This is a genomic window from Enterococcus sp. 3C7_DIV0644 (assembly GCF_002141235.1).
In the GTDB taxonomy this organism is placed as follows: Bacteria; Bacillota; Bacilli; order Lactobacillales; family Enterococcaceae; genus Enterococcus_D; species Enterococcus_D entomosocium.
Map to the genome: position 1 here is coordinate 2668133 of NZ_NGLK01000001.1, position 20499 is coordinate 2688631.

Annotated in this window: 15 protein-coding genes; 10 read left to right on the top strand and 5 right to left on the bottom strand. The window is 39.1% G+C overall.

The window, feature by feature from the left end; genetic code table 11:
• Together A5877_RS12610 and A5877_RS12620 are read left to right on the top strand one after the other, a co-directional pair.
• The coding region (locus A5877_RS12610) for an LPXTG cell wall anchor domain-containing protein (RefSeq protein ID WP_139843942.1) at nucleotides 1-2292 on the top strand (2292 nt) is incomplete at its 5' end.
• Nucleotides 2293-2543: 251 nt separating this feature from the next.
• Nucleotides 2544-3332: a MerR family transcriptional regulator gene (locus A5877_RS12620; RefSeq protein WP_005237432.1), complete on the top strand. Its 789-nt coding sequence runs from the start codon at nucleotides 2544-2546 to the stop codon at nucleotides 3330-3332.
• A gap of 89 nt (nucleotides 3333-3421) precedes the next feature.
• On the opposite strand, the gene A5877_RS12625 is transcribed toward A5877_RS12620, so the two are convergent.
• The 3 genes from A5877_RS12625 to A5877_RS12635 form a co-directional block, all read right to left on the bottom strand.
• On the bottom strand, nucleotides 3422-6043 hold the full coding sequence (locus tag A5877_RS12625; RefSeq protein ID WP_016613044.1) for an HAD-IC family P-type ATPase: 2622 nt from the start codon (nucleotides 6041-6043) through the stop codon (nucleotides 3422-3424).
• A gap of 222 nt (nucleotides 6044-6265) precedes the next feature.
• A complete protein-coding gene (locus A5877_RS12630) occupies nucleotides 6266-6586 on the bottom strand; it encodes a multidrug efflux SMR transporter (protein ID WP_005237430.1) in 321 nt (106 codons plus the stop codon).
• A 251-nt stretch (nucleotides 6587-6837) separates the two neighbouring features.
• The gene (locus A5877_RS12635) at nucleotides 6838-8772 is read right to left on the bottom strand and encodes a BglG family transcription antiterminator (protein WP_034872182.1); all 1935 of its coding nucleotides are present in this window, start codon (nucleotides 8770-8772) and stop codon (nucleotides 6838-6840) included.
• 247 nt (nucleotides 8773-9019) lie between these two features.
• Between A5877_RS12635 and A5877_RS12640 the strand changes: the two genes are divergently transcribed.
• The 4 genes from A5877_RS12640 to mngB all read left to right on the top strand — a co-directional run bounded on the left by A5877_RS12640 (nucleotide 9020) and on the right by mngB (nucleotide 13859).
• Nucleotides 9020-9481, top strand: a complete 462-nt coding sequence (locus A5877_RS12640) for a PTS sugar transporter subunit IIA (protein WP_005237428.1) — start codon at nucleotides 9020-9022, stop codon at nucleotides 9479-9481.
• The gene (locus A5877_RS12645; RefSeq protein WP_005237427.1) at nucleotides 9478-9801 is read left to right on the top strand and encodes a PTS fructose transporter subunit IIB; all 324 of its coding nucleotides are present in this window, start codon (nucleotides 9478-9480) and stop codon (nucleotides 9799-9801) included. Before A5877_RS12640 ends, A5877_RS12645 begins: the two co-directional genes overlap by 4 nt.
• A gap of 18 nt (nucleotides 9802-9819) precedes the next feature.
• The gene (locus A5877_RS12650) at nucleotides 9820-10920 is read left to right on the top strand and encodes a PTS fructose transporter subunit IIC (protein ID WP_008377165.1); all 1101 of its coding nucleotides are present in this window, start codon (nucleotides 9820-9822) and stop codon (nucleotides 10918-10920) included.
• A gap of 263 nt (nucleotides 10921-11183) precedes the next feature.
• Nucleotides 11184-13859, top strand: a complete 2676-nt coding sequence (gene mngB / locus A5877_RS12655) for a mannosylglycerate hydrolase (protein ID WP_005237425.1) — start codon at nucleotides 11184-11186, stop codon at nucleotides 13857-13859.
• Nucleotides 13860-14014: 155 nt separating this feature from the next.
• On the opposite strand, the gene A5877_RS12660 is transcribed toward mngB, so the two are convergent.
• Nucleotides 14015-15106 carry a GDSL-type esterase/lipase family protein gene (locus tag A5877_RS12660; RefSeq protein ID WP_233499088.1) on the bottom strand — a complete coding sequence of 364 codons (1092 nt, stop codon included), beginning with the start codon at nucleotides 15104-15106 and terminating at the stop codon, nucleotides 14015-14017.
• Between the two features lie 11 nt (nucleotides 15107-15117).
• Nucleotides 15118-16527, bottom strand: coding sequence for a PTS transporter subunit EIIC (locus A5877_RS12665; protein ID WP_016613049.1), 1410 nt, complete (start codon nucleotides 16525-16527; stop codon nucleotides 15118-15120).
• Nucleotides 16528-16674: 147 nt separating this feature from the next.
• Between A5877_RS12665 and A5877_RS12670 the strand changes: the two genes are divergently transcribed.
• The 4 genes from A5877_RS12670 (at nucleotide 16675) to A5877_RS12690 (ending at nucleotide 20478) form a co-directional block, all read left to right on the top strand.
• Entirely contained in the window at nucleotides 16675-17391 is a 717-nt protein-coding gene (locus A5877_RS12670) for a GntR family transcriptional regulator (protein WP_005237422.1), read from the top strand.
• Between the two features lie 182 nt (nucleotides 17392-17573).
• Complete coding sequence (locus A5877_RS12675; RefSeq protein ID WP_008377173.1) at nucleotides 17574-18002, top strand: GNAT family N-acetyltransferase; 429 nt, start codon at nucleotides 17574-17576, stop codon at nucleotides 18000-18002.
• Between the two features lie 1307 nt (nucleotides 18003-19309).
• Complete coding sequence (locus A5877_RS12685) at nucleotides 19310-19660, top strand: hypothetical protein (protein WP_005237418.1); 351 nt, start codon at nucleotides 19310-19312, stop codon at nucleotides 19658-19660.
• A complete protein-coding gene (locus tag A5877_RS12690) occupies nucleotides 19657-20478 on the top strand; it encodes a WxL domain-containing protein (RefSeq protein WP_005237417.1) in 822 nt (273 codons plus the stop codon). The genes A5877_RS12685 and A5877_RS12690 overlap by 4 nt, the downstream gene beginning before the upstream one ends.
• The last annotated feature ends 21 nt before the right edge of the window (nucleotides 20479-20499 follow it).

A 20499-nucleotide genomic window follows, 5' to 3' on the forward strand; every position in this document is an offset into this window, starting at 1 on the left:
ACCTTTACACGCACAGTGACAACGAATGAAGCAACAGGGAAAAATACCTATGGCGAATGGCAAGCCCAAGATGATGACACGATGTTTGATGAAGTGTTAAGTCCAGAAATAGACAAGTACAATGCAGACCAAAAAATGGTTGAGAAAGTCACTGAGTTGACTGCAGAATCAGAAGATCGCGAAGTGACTGTCACTTATTCGCCAAACATGATCGAATCTACGGAGACCAAAGAAGTCAACCAAACGATCCATTATGTGTATGGAGATGGCAAAGAAGCCGCGCCAGACAAAACGGACACTGTTACTTTTACACGAACTGTCACAATAAATGAAGCAACAGGTGACAAAACTTTTGGCGAATGGCAAGCGAAAGATGATGACACGAAATTTGACGAAGTGAAGAGTCCTGAGATCAAGAACTATCACGCAGACAAAACAAGCATCGAGGAAGTCACAGGTTTGACAGCAGAAGACAAGGATCGTGAAGTGACTGTTACTTACTCACCAAATATGACCGAGTCAACAGAAACCAAAGAAGTCAAACGAATGATCCATTTTGTATATGAAGACGGCAAAGAAGCCGCCCCAGACAAAGTAGACACGGTTACGTTCACTCGAACGGTCACCACGAACGAAGCAACTGGCAACAAGACCTATGGCGAATGGCAAGCCCAAGATGATGATACGATGTTTGATGAAGTGTTAAGTCCAGAAATTGACAAATACAATGCGGACCAAAAAACGGTTGATAAAGTCACAGGTCTGACTGCAGAATCAGAAGATCGCGAAGTGACTGTCACTTATTCGCCAAATATGATCGAATCTACGGAGACCAAAGAGGTCAAACAAACGATCCATTATATGTATGAAGACGGCAAAGAAGCCGCGCCAGATAAAGTAGACACGGTCACGTTCACGCGGACGGTCACCGCCAACGAAGCAACTGGTGACAAGACCTATGGAGAATGGCAAGCCAAAGGTGATGATACAACATTTGATGAAGTGAAGAGTCCTGAGATCAAGAACTATCATGCAGACAAAACAAGCATTGAGAAAGTCACAGGTTTGACAGCAAAGGACAAAGATCGTGAAGTGACTGTTACTTACTCACCAAATATGACTGAGTCAACAGAAACCAAAGAGGTCAAACAAACGGTTCATTATGTGTATGAAGACGGCAAAGAAGCAGCCCCAGACAAAGTAGACACGGTGACCTTTACACGCACAGTGACAACGAATGAAGCAACTGGTGACAAGATCTATGGAGAATGGCAAGCCAAAGAAAACGATACGACATTTGACGAAGTGAAGAGTCCTGAGATTAAGAACTATACCGTCGATAAGGAAACGATCGAAGCAGTTACAGGAGTAGCGGTTGATAATCAAGACATCGAAGTCACCGTTACGTATGTGCCAAAAATGGAAACCGCAACAGAAACTGAGGAAGTCAAGCAAACGATTCATTACGTCTATGAAGATGGTAGCAAAGCGGCGGACGATCATACCGATAAAGTCACGTTCACCCGGGTGATAGCAAAGAATTTGGCAACTGGTGTAGTGACCTATGGCGAATGGAAGGCAAAAGACAACGACACGACTTTTGCTGAAATTTCCAGCCCAATGATTGAATATTGCACACCAGATAATGAGTTAATCGAAGCAATTACGAATATTCAACCCGATGCAAAAGATACCGAGTTGACTGTGATCTACAAAGCAAATACGGAAACGAAAGAGGAAAGCAAAGAGGTTTCGCGGACGATACATTATGTTTATGAAGATGGTAGCCAAGCGGCAGAAAGTTATACGGAAACCTTAACCTATACACGCACGGAAACAACCAATCTGCTGACTGGTGAAGTCGCATATACTGACTGGACAGCCACAAATGGTGACACGACATTTGATGAGGTGAAAAGCAAGCAAATTGAGGGCTACACGGCAGACCTGACGACAGTCAAAGAACAAACAGGAATGACTGCAGAAGATGAAGATACGGAGCTGACTGTGACGTATATAAAAAATGCAACAGACGAAGCCAATCCAACAGACTCATCAAAAGAGTCGAGCAACACGCCAAGTGATCAGACAAAAACAGATGATAACACACCGTCTACTGATATGAAAATAACGACTAACGTATCAGAAACAACAAGAACAGTCACGAGTGAAAAAAGTCTTCCAAAAACAGGAGAGAAAGAGGAACCCTTCATATTATACGCTGGAGTGACTATGGCGGTATCATCCCTGCTAGCATTTTTCTTAAGACGCTTAAGACAGAAACGAAAATAAGAAATCAGAAAAAGCTTTCTTATGAAATGGAATAGAATACTGGCGAAGTAGAAGACTGCTGATAATTTCCCATACTAATCTTGGAAATTTATCAGCAGTCTTTTCATTATGATTTGAAGCTTGTTCAAGTACTATCACACACCAAACCTTCTGACCACTTCAATAGAAAAACTCCTTCGTTTTCTGAAGAAAATTATGATATGATTTTGTGACAGAGACACGCTATGAAAGATAAAGGGAGGGATGGAACTATGAAGATAAAACAAGTGAGTGAAAACTATGATATCACACCACATACTCTTAGGTACTATGAACAAATTGGTTTGCTATCACCCAACTATACTGAGAATGGGTATCGAGATTACTCATACGAGGATATTGAGCGATTAAATACCATTAGAGACCTGCGTTTTTTTGATGTGTCACTTGAGGAAATTAAGAACTACTTGGATACAAAGAATAAAGCGCTGACTAAAGAAATCCTTCATTTCGAGATGGAGCAATTAGAAGATAGAATCCATGCGTTAAAAGAGAAACAAGATTTGTTAAAAGAGCGAATTGACTTGCTTGTCTACGCTGAAAAAAAGCAAAACCATGAAATTGAACGTACATTTTATGAAGAACGGTACCTTGTTTTAAGTCAAGAGAAAGACACAATGGGGAAAGACTTGTACTTTGAACTTAAACGCCTGCACAAACAATTTGAAAAAGAACTGCATGCCAATAATCAAAATGTTTTCGGAACGATTTTACTGCCGCACGAAGACGCATTTAGGCATCAAGTTTTCTATTGTCTGGCAAACGATTTGGCAGATGAGAAGGCATTTACAATGCCTGCAGGAGAGTATCTCGCTATTTATTATACGGGCACATATAAGCAGCGTTTAGCTGCTTTAGCAGAACTAAAAAGTTACCTAAAGAAAAATAGACTGGTCGCGAAAGGAAATTTTTATGAGTTCTACTTGATTGATTTTCATGAGACGAATTTACCGGAAGAATACGTGAGTAAAATAGAAATTCTCCTTGATCAACCCGATTAAAACGGGATCGATCAAGGAGAAACGTATCTATTGGTACTTAGTGATTCAGCAAGTTTATCGATAAGATGACTTATGAAATAGAACTGTTCTTATTTCTCTACTTTGGTATCCATTGAGTAGGTGGGAGTAGTTTCCTTTAGAATGACTCGTGTTACGTGCTTTTCAGATTCTACTAATAAGAAAAGTAGAGTTGCTGGGATAACACTGATAAGCAGTTCGGATAAAGTTAAAGAGGTGGTCTGTAAGATACTTTGCAATGGTGAAAAATAGACCATTCCTAATTGGAGAATCGCCATAACAAGTAATGAGTAAATCAAGGCTTTATTCTGCTTGATTTTGTTACTGAAGGCTGAATCCGTGATCTCACGACAGTTGATCATGTAAAAAGCTTGACCGAAAACGATCGCATTGATCAAAACGGTTTGTCTGACAGCTTCGTCGCCGAATGCATTCATCGTTAGAAAGCCGAAGAAGGTCAAGAGTAGGCCGACATAAACGATTCGAAAGAGTGTATATTTGGAAATGATTTTTTCTTTCATATCACGAGGTGCTCGATTCATGATCATTTTGTGAGCTGGTTCAAAACCTAACGCATAGGAGAGTGTAATTGACGCAACTAGATTTAACCAAAGAATCTGCACTGTGCTTAGTGGTAAAGGAAGATTTCCCAACATAGAAACGATCAGCAAAAGCCCCTGGGCCAGACAGGTTGGCAAGTAGAAGAGGATCGTCTTTTTTAAATTATCAAAAATTCGACGGCCTTCTTTGATTGCTTTTGCAATCGTTTCAAAATTATCGTCAATGAGGATCATGTCGGCAGCTTGTTTACTAACATCGCTTCCTTTAATTCCCATGGCGATCCCTACATCTGCTTTTCTAAGTGCGGGTGCGTCATTGACCCCATCACCAGTCATTCCAACGATTTCGCCTTGTTCTTGTAAATAAGTAACGATCATCAGTTTATGCTCAGGTGTCGTTCGGGCAAAAATATTGGTATTTTTTACCACTCTTTGCCACTCATCTGTGGATAAACGATCCAATTCAGTTCCAGTGATTGCCCGTTCAGAATGGTCGATTCCTAATTTTTTGGCAATCGCTTTTGCGGTCGTTGGGTGATCCCCGGTGATCATTACGACTCTGACCCCGGCTTTTTTACAATCTGCTACCGCTTCGATCGCTGATTCTTTTGCTGGATCGATAATGCCAGCTAATCCGATGATTACGAGCTCGTCCATCTCTTCATGAGTCAATTCAGTCGTTGTATCTACATCTTTATAAGCAAACGCGATCACTCGTTGTCCCTCTGAAGCAAAAGCCAAATTGATCTTTTCCCACTGTGCATGATCAAACTCCGCTATCTGCCCATCAATATGTGCAGCAGTCGCTTTATTTAAAACGATATCTGGAGCACCCTTTACAAAAATCCGCTTTTTCCCATTGATCAAATGGCTTGTTGCCATATACTTATATTTTGAGTCAAAAGGTAATGTTTCTAGACTCTTGATCCGCGGTGTGCCAATACGATTGGTCCAACGTAATAAAGCTAATTCTGTTGCATTTCCGGTCACTGGACAGTGGCGATCACCGAAACTCTGTGTTTCTTGACAGTTTTGCATGATTTTGGCTAGCAGTTCGTTGTTCGAAGAATCTGTTTGGTCTTCATGATCAATCACTGTTACCTGATTATTAGAAAACACATTGGTAAGGGTCATATCGTTTTTGGTCAAAGTACCTGTTTTATCAGAACAGATGACTGTCATTGAGCCAAGTGTTTCGACAGTAGGCAATCCCTTTACGATCGCATTTTGCTCCGACATATTTTTCACGCCGGAAGACAGAATAATCGTCAAGATAGAAGGCAATCCCTCAGGAATAGAAGAAACGATCAAAGCAATGATTGCTGACACGATATACATCGGACTCATGCCATAAATGAAGTAGCTGATCAGTCCTAATAAGAAGATAAAGACGCCGATCCCTTTAAAAATAGCATGATTCATTTCGTTCACTTTTTTCAATAAAGGGGTTTCTTTCACTTCAATGGTTGCTAAAGAAGCATTGATTTTACCAATCTCAGTGTCCGAGCCAATTTCAACAACGAGCCCTTTTCCAGTTCCTGACTGTACTTGCGTACCTGAATACGCCATATTGGTTCGTTCAGCAAGTGCTATTTGCCCCTCTAAACGAGCAGTTGTTTTTACGACTGCATCAGGCTCTCCAGTCAGAATCGATTCATCTATTTTTAGTTGATTCACAGTTTCCATACGCAAATCAGCAGGAATAACATCACCAGGTGCTAAATAAACACGGTCCCCTGGAATCAAATCTTCTGCATCGATTAAAAGGCGTCCGTTTTCAGATTCGACTGTCGCCTTTGAACTAAGTAATTTTGAAATGCTAGATAGTGAATCATCTGCTTTTCTCTCTTGATAATAACCAATCATTGCGTTTAAAACGACCACTAGTAAAACGATCGCTCCTTCAATTAGACTTCCCGTAATAAATTTTAAAACAGCTGCACCGATCAAGACATACATTAACGCATCGTGGAAGTAAGATAAAAACTTCTTCCATTCGGGTGTCTTTTCTGATGCTTGTAATTTATTTTTCCCGTGTTTTTCTTGATACGCTTTACGTACCTCATTTGTGATAAACGTCTCACTTGTCGCTGACTGCACCTTTTCAATATCCAAATTATGCCATTGTTTCATTATTTTCCCTCCGTTTTCTTTACATGAATAGCATAAAGGTTAGAGTGACTATAAGGTCAAACGTTTTTTGAAAATATTTTTTATCTATAGGCTAATTGCAAAAAAATCTTTAGATTGGCTGAAAAAGGCGATTTGGATCCGTGTTTCGATATATGAGTCAAGGCGCTTGATTAATGAAGGTACCTACAAAAAGGCTAGCAAAACTATTATCAAATGGCTAAATCAATGTCCGCTGGTAAACTTGATGCCCAAAATACCAACTATTAATAAGACGACGAAAACCCAAGTCAGAAGGGATAGCTGGTCTTTAAAGAACACGACCCCCACAATAATCGATCCCACCGCACCTATCCCTGTCCAAACAGGATAAGCGATACTTAATGGTAGGTTTTTGACCGCTAAAGCCAAGAAGCCAAAACTGAAAAGCATTCCGATGACTGTTGAAATACTATACCAAAAGTGGCTAAACCCGTTGCTCAGTTTCATGGTAGATGCCCATACGACCTCAAAAAATCCTCCTAAAAGTAAATAAATCCATGTCATAATTTATTCTCCTCCTCAAAAAAAAATAAGCATTCAGTAAACTCTTCAAGGACCTAATGAGTTTACCAAACACTTCTATCACCCGGTGGTGTTTTGGATATTCAATTAATGTAACAATAATAAAATCTTAGCTGAAAAGGGAGAGATTGTCAAACTCTCTGAATTCAGAATCTTTTCATTTACTAACCATAGTTTGCATGCATTTCACAAAAGTTAGAATCAACAAAAGGAGCTGGATTCCCCAGCTCCTTTTATAATTGCTTGATACAGCTCAAAAAGTGGTGATAGTCACTTTTTTGTAAGATTGCTTGTTGAATATCTTCACGATCCATCAATTCTAATAAAAGACTATAGATTTCTTCGGTATCTTCATATTCGTCTTTTTGAATCGCAAAGAGAAAGACAAATTTAACCAAATCACCATTTCCCCAATCAACACCATCAGGAATGATCGCCACTGAAACGGCTGAGCGTTTTGCCAGCAATGTCATGGGGTGGGGGATAGCAAGCCACTCGTTAATATTGGTCTGATTGATTGCTTCTCGTTTTTTCACACTGTCATAAAAATCTTGGGGCACAAAATCTTTTTGGTACAATTGCTGCGCCATTTTCTTTAGTAAGGTTTCTTTATCTGCATGATTTTCATGAAGAAAAAATGCTTTTTGAAACAATGAATAGATGCCGTCTTTTGTTTCACTGAGCGTTTCAATGAACGGTTCGATTTTGCCAATTTCTTTATCTAGCTTGGCCATGTTGATGTAAATAGAGGGAACCGAAAACTGTTCTAATGGAACGGTTGTGATCACAAAGTCAATCGCAGAAAGATCACATTGTTGTAGCTCGACGTAAGAAAAGCGATCAACGACTTCGATCGTTTCTTGATAGTGCTTGATAATTTTTGCTTCAATAATACGACTCATGGCTCGACCAGTTCCACAAACAAGGATGACGCGATGTTTATGATGATTTCTGATGGAATTCCTTTCCATAGCACCTGCGATGTGCAAAGCGATATAGCCGATCTCATCAGGAGAAAAATAAAAACCGTGTTTCAGGCTTACCGTTTCTAAATGAGTCAAACATAAATCATAAGCCTGTGGAAAAGATTTTCTGATCGTTGCCAGCAATGGATTGCTACGGCGTGCATCCATTAGATTCATATTGATAAAGCCCTCAATATGAGATGTCAGATCTTCTATTAGCATCTTGTCTGTCTCTAATGCATAGTTTGACGTCTGTTTGATCGCAGTTAATAATTCTTCCACAATGGCTTTCGCAGTTTTCGTGGAAGAATCGCTTGCATCGCCTGTTTCAACTAAACGTGGTGCGTTCATCGCGAGATAGTAAATGAAGTATTGTTTTTCTCCAGCAGTCAATTGTATATCAAATGCATGATCGATTTCTTCTAAGAAGTGACCTACAACTTTCTGGGCGTCTTTTTTGAGCACGGGCACATGCAAGGGAAATTCGTTGATCTGATGACCGGCTATAAAGCGACTGATTGCTAAAGCAAAATGAGAAAGAATGTTTTTATGATAGTAATCAGAGTCTAATAAGTCTAAGGGTGCCAGATGATTTAATGACAATTCTTGCAAGCGGGTTAGATCAATCGTATCAAACAACTCAAGTTCCATTTCCGTGAAGCCGACCAAATACTCTTGGAGATCTTTTTCAATCAACAGATCACTGATTGCTTGGCGTTTGGCGAATTCGTTACCCAAGACTTCAAAGCCAATATTTGGACGATTTACTATTTTTAATTGATAGGTCGCTAAATTGTCTCGAGCCGTTTTTAAGTATGAGTAAAAGGTGTTTTTACTAATAAATAATCGATCAAGAAAATCATCCAAGGATAAAGGGGTTTCATTCTTAAATAAAAGGAAAAGTAGATAAGCTTGTCGTTCTTCACTCGTAGTTAGAAAGGACTCGGTAGTCGACATACTTTCAGTCCACCAGTCATGAAATCGTTCTTTTGAACCAATAGACAACAAATAGCCTTGTCCTCGAATCAACTTGATGGAGGCTCCTACATTTGTTAACAAATCATTCAAATTTGCAATGTCGGTCCGAACCGTTCGCTCAGAAATCGAGAAGCTTTTTGTTAACTCCTTCATTGGTAGCGGCGCCGTTTGTCTAGTTAATACTTCCATTAGATCATCTAATCGTTGATAAGCAAGTTTTGACACTTGTTTCACCTCCGTGCTCTTTCTCATCATACAATAGAAAGAATAAGAAGGAAATGCTTCACCAGTACCGAAAGTTTCCAGAAGAGTTGGCAATCATTTTGGAAAACGCTTTACTAATGATTGCCGCTTGAATTGGAAATTTGTTGTGTTTACATGGTGAATCAGAAACCGTAAATTAAACGTGTACAGAAAATAAACCACACGAATTACGCTAATGGTTTCATAATAAAGGAAAGGAGCAGATGAGATGGATTTTCAGGAAAAAAATATTCTCTTGAATGTGGCTGTTACATCAAAAGAAGAACTGTTTCACGTAATTGCGCATCATGCCTATGAATCAGGGATCGTTACCAATGCAGCAGATACATGTGAGGCATTCATTGAACGGGAAGCACAATATTCAACCGGCTTACAAGAAGGCTTTGCTATTCCACATGCAAAAGCTGAACCGGTTTTGGAACCGACCGTTTTGTTTATTCGTTTAGAGCAAGCCATCGAATGGGAAACTTTCGATGATTCGGCAGTCAAAAATGTGTTTGCTTTGATGGTCCCTAAAAAAGATGAAGGAACGGTGCATCTGCAAATGCTGAGTCGTCTAGCAACCGCATTGCTTGAAGAGACATTCATCCAGCAGATTCAACAATCAGAAGACAAAGCTTATTTAGCAGAATTGATCAAAAAGGAAATGATGGGAGAGAAAATTATATGAAAATAGTAGGGATTTCCGCCTGTCCAGCAGGATTGGCACATACACCGATGGCGGCAAAAGCTTTAGAAAAAGCTGGTGCGAAACTTGGCTATGAGGTCAAGATCGAACAGCAAGGCTCGTTAGGGCAAGTCAATGAGATCACTGCAGCCGAAGCAAAAGAAGCAGATTTCTTGCTTTTAGCGACTGACCAAAAAGTTGTTGGGATGGAACGGTTTGAAGGAAAACCGCAAATTCGAGTAAATATCAATACGTGTATCAAAGCACCGGAAGCGGTGCTGAAGAAATGTGTCGCTGCTGTTGAACAAAGAAACGCAAACTAAAGGAAAGAGGCAAGGATGATGAAAAGAGTTCTAGCAGATTTAAAAGGCCACTTGATGAGTGGAATTAGTTTTGTACTGCCATTGATTATTGGTGCTTCACTGGTTGTTGCCATTCCGAAAATGATTGCTCTTGGTATGGGGATCACAAGCTTAGATCCTTATGCTGACACGGAAGGCTTTAAACATGCGCTTTATTTGATTGAACAAGTAGGGTGGACAGGAATCGGCTTGATCAATACTGTCTTGGCTGGTTTTATCGCGTATTCTGTTGGAGATAAGGCTGCGCTAGGTGCCGGCTTTATCGGTGGTGCAGTCGCTTCTAGCACCAATGCTGGGTTTTTAGGGGCAGTTATTGCTGGGTTCTTAGCAGGATACTTAGTGAAGTGGGCGAAAGAACATATCAAATTACCGGAGTCGTTTGCTGGGGTGATGCCGCTGGTAATTTTACCCTTGATTGCTACATTGTCTGTAGCAATCGTCATGGGCGCCTTACTCTCTGAGCCATTGGCGTGGATCAATACTAGTTTGGTTGAATGGATCCGAACCATGATTGAAAATGACGTTAACAAAATTTTACTGGCAGTCATCATGGGGGCAATGATTGGCTCTGACTTAGGGGGACCTGTAAACAAAGCTGCTTGGATGGCAGGAAATGTGTTACTAGCGGAAGGGGTCTTTTTGCCAGCTATCATCGTGAATGTTGCGATTTGTGCGGTACCATTTGGATATGCCTTAGCAACTTTGTTCCACAAAAATCGATTCAACAAAGAGCTACTGGATGCTGGGCGTAATAACTTTATTATGGGGTTTATCGGAATCACAGAAGGAGCAATTCCTTTTACATTAGTCAATCCATTACGGCTTGTGCCGATCAACATGTTGGGAGGAGCAATCGCTTCTGGTTTGGGGATCGCATTAGGAATGTATGACAAAATGCCGCCAGTTGGGGGAATATACGGCTTCTTCACTGTTGGAAACGGTTGGGCGTATTTGATTGGACTATTTGCAGGAGCAGCCTTCATCGGTTTTGTCGCGCCTTTATTCGTGAATTTCAATAAGCAAGAAGAACAAACAGAAGATATTGCCCTCGATGATATTGAAGTGAGCTTTGAAAATTAAGCAACAAGGCTGATTAGCTAAATAGTAGCAAAAGAAAAGGCACGAGCAGGTGATTTTTCAAGAACGCTTTAAGGCATCTGACAATGTCAAGACTTGGGGAAGAAAACGAGAGTATTTGAAGAGAATCGATTTTCAAAATTCGAAGTATTTGTGTAAGAATCAAATTATGTGTACCAGATGGTAAAAAAATTGAGAAAAATTAATAGGCACGAACGACACCCATCGTTACGTGCCTTTTCTAATCACGGGAGAGGAATGATTGAATGAAAAAAACAGTACATGTCGTACCCCACAGTCATTGGGATCGCGAATGGTATTTTACGACGAGTCGCTCGAAAATCTATTTGATGCACGATCTAAAAAACGTCATTGAACAACTAGAAAAGGATGATCCTTATGAAAGTTTTATCTTAGATGGACAGGCTTCTCTGTTAGATGATTACTTGAAATGGCGTCCGCAGGACAAAGAAAGGATTCAACAACTTGTTCAACAAGGGAAGTTGATCATTGGTCCATGGTACACACAAACCGATCAATTAGTGATTTCGGGAGAAAGCATTGTTCGAAATATGTTATATGGCATGAAAATTTGTGAAGCATTCGGAACCTACATGAATGTCGGCTATGTGCCAGATTCTTTCGGACAAGCAGCTAGTATGCCGCAAATCTATCGTGAGTTTGGTATCACTGACACGATGTTTTGGCGCGGTGTCAGTGATGACGATGTTAAATGCACAGAGTACAAATGGCGTGGAGAAGATGGTTCTGTGGTCAATGTTTATCAGATCCCAAGTGGGTACTACATTGGCGGTGCCATTCCTGAGCGAGAAGTAGAATTAGCAAAGTTCTTACATCAAGAACCGTTTAAAACGACTTGGGGACGCAGTGCAACGGATCAAGTGTATTTTCCAAATGGTTTCGATCAAGCACCAGTTAGAGAAAATCTTCCAGAATTGGTTGATCGAATGAATCAACTGTATCAGGATGAGTATGTGTTACAATTTTCAACGATCGAAAAATACATTGCTGCGGTCAAAGCACGCCATCCTGAGTTGGAAGAAATCGCTGGTGAACTGATCAACGGCAAATTGATGCGAATCCACAAAACGATTTTTTCTTCACGTCCTGATTTGAAGGCGATGAACACCCAGATCCAACATTACTTAGTCAATGTCATGGAGCCTATCTTAACCATGGCTATGCAATTAGGATTTGAGTACCCCGTAGAAACAGTCATAGAGATTTGGAAGTTAATGTTTGAAAATGCGGCGCATGATTCGATTGGTTCTTGTGTTTCTGATACGACCAACGAAGATATCTATATGCGCTATAAGCAAGCGCGAGATATTTCTATGAATCTTGTCGAATTGACGTTACGACAGATTTCTACTGCAATCAACAACCCACAAGCAAAAGAAATTACTTTTACGCTTTTCAATACCTATGACACAAAACGTAATGGGGTGATCGAAGCAGAGGTTTATTTGCCGCAAAAAGAGTTTGCGATCCTTGACCAGTCAGGTCAGGCGTTACCTTATACGATTTTAGAGCTTACCGACCAAACGGAGTATGTGTTGAATCAGGGGAACATATTAGATCCAGTCAAGGAGATCTATTTGCCGGAGAAAGTCTATAAAGCAAAAATTGCCATAGAAACGACTGACGTGCCGAGTATGGGGTATACCCAGCTGACGATTGATTTAAAAGGTGATACAAGCGCACCATTGCAGGAGATTACAACCAATACGATCGAAAATGAGTACTATCAGATCACTGTCAATAGCAATGGTTCGTTGGATATTCTAGATAAAACCAATCAAGTACTTTATCAAAATCAAGGGATTATTGAAGAAAATGGCGACGATGGTGATTCATTCAATTATTCACCACCTGTGAAAGATTTTGTGATTTCATCAATTGATGCGCAACCAACGATCTCGATTCAGCAATCAGCGATCTACCAAAAGATTGATGTGGCATTCACCCTGAGGGTTCCGAAGGATTTAGCTGAACGTGCAGAAAAGAAGATCTCGGCTTCACTGCCGATCCAATTGACGATCGTGTTAAAAAAACAATCGCAACAAATTGATTTCAAATTAACGGTTGAAAATCAACAAGTGGATAGCCATCGGGTATGTGTGCTATTTGATACCGGAATTGCCTCGAAATTTTCGCTGGCTGACCAACAGTTTGGTACATTGCAGCGTCCGGTTATGTTTGAAAAAGAAATGGCCCTTTGGGAAGCCAATAAAGAGCAATGGAATGAGCAACCGATCGCCATAGAAACGTGTCAATCGTTTGTCAGTTTATTCGATGCATCCCATGGCGTAGCAGTAATGCCTCAGGGTGTACGTGAATATGAGATCGTGGGGGAAGCGTTTGATACGATTCGCTTAACGATTTTCCGAACCTATGGCTTCATGGGGAAAGAGAATCTACTGTATCGTCCAGGGCGTGCTTCAGGAGAATCAGTGATTGCGACACCAGCTGCGCAGTGTCACAAAACGATGCATTTTGATTTTTCTGTTGCTTACTTTGCGCAAGGATTTGATCAAGCAAATGTTGCGCAACGTGCCAAACAAGCAGTAACACCGATCACGCTTTATCAATCCGCAGAATTCCTGAATTCCCGATTGATTTTTACTTTAGGGCCGGTTGAACCAACCTTACCGGCAAACTTTAGTCTTTTTGAGATCAATGGCAATTTGACCCTAAGTGTATTGAAAAAAGCCGAAGCTCGTCCAGGTTATATTTTGCGTCTATACAATGGGCTTTTAGATGAAGTTGGACACGCGACGATCACATTTAACCATCCAGTGAACGTAGTAGAAACAGTCGATTTAAAAGAAGCTACAAAAGAAGCACTTCTTGTGGAAAAGAATGTAGTCACTCTTGAAAAGATAGGCCATGCAAAATTTGTGACATTGTATGTAGAATAATTGCTAGTGATCGAGAGTAAGGATATTCAAGTGCAGAGTTGAAGAAAATTCATAGTGAAAAGGTCAACCTCCCGTATACATTTTAACCAGATGTGTATGGGAGGTAGGTTTTATTTTTGACTATTTTTAACAGTTTTTGTTGAGAGTCTATCAATTCACAGCAATGAAAGGCAAAGAATTTTCTCAGCCACAGCTTTTCCTAAAATTTCCCCTCCAGTTTGAGAAAAATGCAGATGATCCCCCGAATCAAATGCAGAAGCTAATCTCGTTTTATCAGAAGGATCTCTTACCATATCATTGATATCGATCGTATTTGCTTGAGTCATTATCCATTGATTAAACGCAGTTCGGATAGCTTCTTTTTCCTCGGTCCAACTCGGCTTTCCTTGGTTGTAAGAATAGTTAAAAGGGGGAAGCGTGAGGGGAACAAACGGAATGTCTGCTTTTTTTGCCAGATTTATTAGAACTTTGTATTGTTGGATCAACTCTTCTTTGATAGGTAATTCTGAAAGCGGTGAGCCAGTTCCTGGGTGAAACAAGTCATTTAACCCAATCAATGAAACAATCAAATCTGGCTTTTGATCCACGACATCTGCTTGGAACCTGTCGATTCCTGCAACACCAAAGCTGTCTTTCCAACGAGAAATCCCTGAACCAGCATGTGTCAGACGATTGCCTGATATGCCAGCATTAAAGCTTGTTGCAATCAGACCACGTTTGTTTAGATTGTCGATGACACTATCACTAAAATATCCTTGATTCGTCAAAGAGTCGCCAAAAAAAGCAATGACTTTTGCATCAACTTTCGTTTCTAGAGCAACTGAAGTAATCCCAAAAATAAAGTTATTGGTTTCTCTTATATTCGAATGGACTACTTGATCAGATAGTAAGTTTGCCGAGGAAGATACTCGATTGATCTCGTTGGAGAATAATGCCTCTATCAGAATATCGGCTCCTTTGGTTACTGAAAAATCAACGTCATCTGTCCATAAAGTGGATCCAGCTGGGACAATGAATTGTGGTCGATTATCTAAGGTAATAACATTGGATTGTTGGTTTCCCGGATTACTACTGATTTTTATCGACTCTACGTTTAAATCAAAAGAATCATAGCGGTTACAAAGTTCGAGTGCTAATCGTTGTCCAGAAAGCGGCTGCTTGATTCTTAAACGTAATTTACGTCCATTAGGAGAAAAGTTTAGTACTTGGTAATTAGAAAATACTTGATGCCAAATTATTTTTTTCATCATATATCACCTTACAGTTCATCTGCAGCTTTCATTTTATCATTGAAACCAAAAAGCCAAGTCAAAAGAAAGGATAGCAAAAATGTTCCTATATGAGAGAGTAGATAAGCATAGAAGTTTTTATCGATCCCTGCAACCGGGTTGATAAAAGAGGCAAATCCTATAACCCCACCTGCGAATCCATAGTTGACCAAGTGAAGGAAACCTGCTAGAGCACCACCAAAAATATTTGAAAGGGTCACGAGATAGAAGACTTTTTTGTATTTTAGTAGAATACCATAGATTGCAGGTTCGCCAACACCGCATATTTGTGAAAGAGTGGCAGCAAAGGCAACTTGTTTTAGTTGAGCTTTTTTTGTTTTCAATGCGATTGAGCATGTTGCACCCGCAATACCCATCATCAATACAGACGAGAAGGCATTCATCATACTAAATCCGTTAACAGTTAAATCGTTGACGATGATCGGAATCAATGGCCAATGCATGCCGAAGACCACTAAGACTGGAAAAAGTGCGCAATAGACTGCTCCGCCAATAATCGTGTTAAAGTCAAAAATGGTACTAATTCCGAATGCTAGCCCATCACTAATAATCGTTATGATTGGTCCGATGATAAGAAGAACGGCTAAGCTTAGTACCAGAACTTCAACGATTGGTGACACAATGGAAGAAATCACGAGAGGAACAATTTTCTTTAAAAACTTTTCAACATACGTTGCTAACCAAGCAGCGACCAGAATAGGGAAAACCGAAGCTGTATAATTCATAATGGGGAATTCTATGCCAAAAATAGCGACCTTCGCAGCTGTACTTGAAGCAATAGTGACTATATTTGGGTGAATGAGTATCGCACCGACGACTGCCAGAACAATAGGATTCACCTTTAATTTTTGAGCTGCAGTAAAACCTAAGATGACAGGTAAAAAATAAAAAATGCCATCTGCAATCGTGCTAATCAATAGATAAGATTGCGAACTATCTTGTAATAAACCAAACGTCACCAACGAAGCTTGTAATCCTTTGATTATTCCAGCTCCTGCAAGAAGACCGATGACGGGCATCATTGAACCTGTAATTATGCCAATAAACTGATTGAAGCCATTTCGAAATAGCTGAAGAAAATCACTATTGGAATCATTTTCCACCACTCCCTCTGTAGAATCAAAGACTTGATCATTGTTTAACTGGCGCATTACTTCCTCGTAAATAGCATTTACTTTGTTTCCAACAACCACCTGATATTGTCCTTGAGCTTCTACTACGCCCATTACATCATCCAACTCTTTTATCTTAGTTGTATCGGCTTTCTCTTTGTCCACTAGATAGAAACGAACACGTGTAATGCAGTGGATGACATTTTTGATATTATTTTTTCCACCAACGTACTCAATCATGTACTCCGCTAACTGTTTGTCACTCATAATAAAACCTCCTCATTTCTTTTAACCGGTTACGCTCATTTTAAATTTGTTTAAACAAATAATCAAGCATTTGTTTAAACAAATTTAAGTTTTTTTATAGGTAGAATGATATCATGTTATAATTAACTGAAAGAGTGAGGTGGAACTATGGTGAATAAGTTTCGGGATATATATGACACTTTGAAAAATGAAATTAATGAGGGACTCTATAACGATACAATGGTTTTACCGACCGAAATGGCGTTAATTGAGCGATTTGGTACTAGTAGAAATACAGTTCGCAGAGCGATTCAACTGCTTAATGAAGATGGATTGGTTTATAGTGTGAAAGGAAGAGGGGTAGTTATTCTTGAAAGAATCGAGATTGACAAGAAGTCTTTCAAGGTAGGAAATTTTCAAGGATTGAAGGCACTATCCGCAGATACTGAGGTCGAAAAAAAAACAATTGTGCAAGAATTTCACGAGTTGACTGTTGATGATTCATTAGCAAAAAAAATTTCATTTCCGGTTGGTGAAAGAGTATACCTTGTGAAACGATTACGCCTCATTGATGGGAAAGCGATGATGTCAGATACGAGTTATTTCAAAAAAAGTATCGTTAAGGGTCTTAATGAGAAAATCATAGCCGGATCAATCTACGACCATATCAAACAAAACTTAGATTTTAAAATCGCTGCATCAAAGTCTATAATGAAAGTTGAATCTGCAAAAGATTCTGACTTTAAAGAATTAGCTTTAGGAAAAAATAATTGTGTGGGAATATTGGAAAATGCGGTCTATAATGATATGGGAAAATTATTCGAATATACGACAATCAGGTATATTCCTAACGAATATGCACTCATTTCATTTGATCAAAATTAAAAACTGGTTTAGCTAAATAACATAAAAGATCATAGCAAAGGGATTTCTAGTACATTGTCTGTATACTTTTTTTCTATTGCACTTGTACAAATCAACTAGCTGTCATTTATTTCTAAGTTGATAAATGAATGTGAGTTATCTAAAACAAGACCGAATAAAAAGCCAAAAGGTGGGAGAATACTATGAGAATTAGAGCTGCTGCATTGTCTGATCATAAAGAACTAGCTCATTTGTCGAAAGTACTAGGCTATCCAATCGAAGAAGAAGTATTGATCGAAGGCCTAAAGAGAATTTTAGCTGAGGAGGATCATCTCTTGCTGGTAGCTGAAATAGAGGGAAAAGCAGTTGGAATGATTGAAGCACAGCCATATTCAACAGTTTATTCTGCCGGGCGATTTTTTAATGTCCTAGGTTTGGTAGTGGATGATCAAGTGCAAAAGCAAGGCGTTGGCGGGAAACTACTGTCGGCAATTGAAGCAGAAGCCCGACAGCGAGGAATGCAAGGCATTCGATTAAATTCGAATGTCAAACGCCATGCTGCCCACAAGTTTTATGAAAACCATGGCTACCACAGCAGTCATGAACAGAAACGGTTTATCAAGGAATTATAAAAATGCAAAGACGCTGGAGGAGTGACAAACGACTCTTCAGCGTCTTTTTTGTATCCACGTTTTTATTTGTTCAATTTAAGACAGAAAATCTAGGTTCTAAGGGATCAATGCTAGCTGTAGCCTTCAGATACAAATGCATAGATCATGGAGGAACATTTCTTTAATCTTTTAGTGAAGAGGATAATTTTATTAACTGGTCCACGAATAAATAGATAATTTTCTATTTCTATGACTTGAATAGTGGTAAGAAAATCACTCAATTATTGAGGAAAATGGACGTACACTAGGTAAACCCATTTAATTGCTACCTTTTTATCCGTCTAATCATAGGAATGTATTAATGTTTGCTAAAGATCAATCAGATACTCAAACTTTTTTAGTTTTTGATAAGCTGATTTTCCTTTTCTTGAAAGTTTCACTTTGCTGAATTTAAATCGTCTTCGATTGGCTGATAGCAAGGATCGATGTAATCGAGTATTGATGATAGATTCAATTTCATTCTCTTCTTCTGTGGTTAATTTGATAGGGGAATACCCGCTTTTAATCAAAGAATATGAATATTCCAGACAGCTCATTTTATAAATAAAAGCAGTCAATTTTACTTTTTCGACCCTCATTTAATCACCCTTTCTTCTTAAAATATAGTAGTAAAGAAGATACAAAATTGCCATTCGATATTTACTTCGTGTTATGCAAATATTGAAAAAGAGATGAGTTTATGATGGAAGTTCCCTCTATTTATGGCCTGTTATTTTAGCAAGAAAGTTTTTTTCTTATCTACTGATTTTTAATAACTAGAAGAAATACCCGGTATTGATATGAATAGCCTAGCTATATCAAGGGAATGACATAGGAAAGCAACAACTTAAAAAAAGCAAGACCTAAAATTTTTAAAAGCTGCTTTTTTTGTTTTTTTTTGCACGGTATTTTTGCGAATTTGGTGCCATTTTAAAAATGATTTTTACTATTTTTTTATTAAAAAACAATTGTTTTCTCTGGGGGGACTTAGTATGCAAGAAATAATAAATGAATATACGGGTTATAAATAATTGTTATTTTTCTCAAAAATGCATGGCGCTATGAAAATTTCGATTTTGATTTTTTCTTACCCACTTGTAATCTATTAGATGCAAGAAGCAAACAGAACGCACCGTTTTTTTTCGAAAAGTTGAATCACTAATTTTAAAAGGTAGACTAAAAGATTTATTTTTCAAAAATATCTGTTAGAAGTGATTCAGCTTTTATAAAAGAAAAATACAATGAGTCATCTAAATTGATGGCTAATTTTCACTAAAGGAGGGTGGTGAATGAAATCAAAAATAGGTGAGGGAATGTTGGTCTTTTGCATAGTAGTTTTCATCCATTTTCCAACTATTGTTTATGGTACACAAACTCAAGAAGTGAAAACTGAAGGCATGATTAGTTTCACTGGTACATACGAACCCATTGGCGCGCCAGAGCCTAAGCCACCAGTTCACGTTGTCAAGCCACCTTCAGATGGTAGTTCAAGTTTGGAAAAAACTTTTCCACAAACAAATATGATCACAAACACTTGGTGGAAATCGATTGGATTAAGTTTACTTATCATTGTCGTTTGTTGGTGGGGGAAAGCATTGAAAAACATATATGAATTAAAAGAAAGTAGGAATGAAATATGAAATTTATTCGTTTAGCGTCAATTGCCGTATTATCTACCACTATTTTAGCTGGAAGTGCGACCAAAGCTTATTCACAAGAGGTTCGAGATGTAACCTCGAATGGACAAGTTGAGTTTCGTCCGGCGGGTGAAGAGGATGGAGAGCTAGAGGTGGTGAATCCAGTACCAAATCCAGATGTGGAGATTGAACCCGAAATTCCTGGGACCACTGGAGAATTATCCATCATGAAAGTAGCAACGATGAATTTCGGTACACAAGTAATTTCTAATCAAGATAGAGAATATAACATGGTTGCAGAAATGCAGCAAAAATCTGGAACAACGGGTGACGATAATAAAGTACCTTATGTCAGTTTTGCTCAGGTTCATGATCTACGAGGAACAAATGCCGGTTGGGATCTAGAAGTTAGTTTAAGTAATTTTGAGTCACAAACACAAAACAATATTTTGACGGGTGCTTGGATAGAGTTTGTTGGTTCTGAGATTAGGTACGAGGGAAGCAATAATTTAAATTCACCTAGCGCTCATGAAGATAATTTAGAACTACTCACAAACGGGGCTGCTCGTTCAGTGATGAGAGCGATAAAAGGTCAAGGCGCCGGGGTTTCTTCAGTTGTCTGGGGAAATCAAGAAGAACTGACAAATCAATTTTCCTCAGAAGATTTTGATTCTAAAAATGATGTTGTAGAAAATGGTGCCATCAAATTGCATGTTCCGGGTTCTACTGCTAAAGATGCGACCACGTATAAGGCAACACTGTTATGGGATTTGACAACGACTCCTAATGGCGATGTTGGTGATGAAGAAAATAATATTTAGTAAGAGCAGGCACCAGAAAAC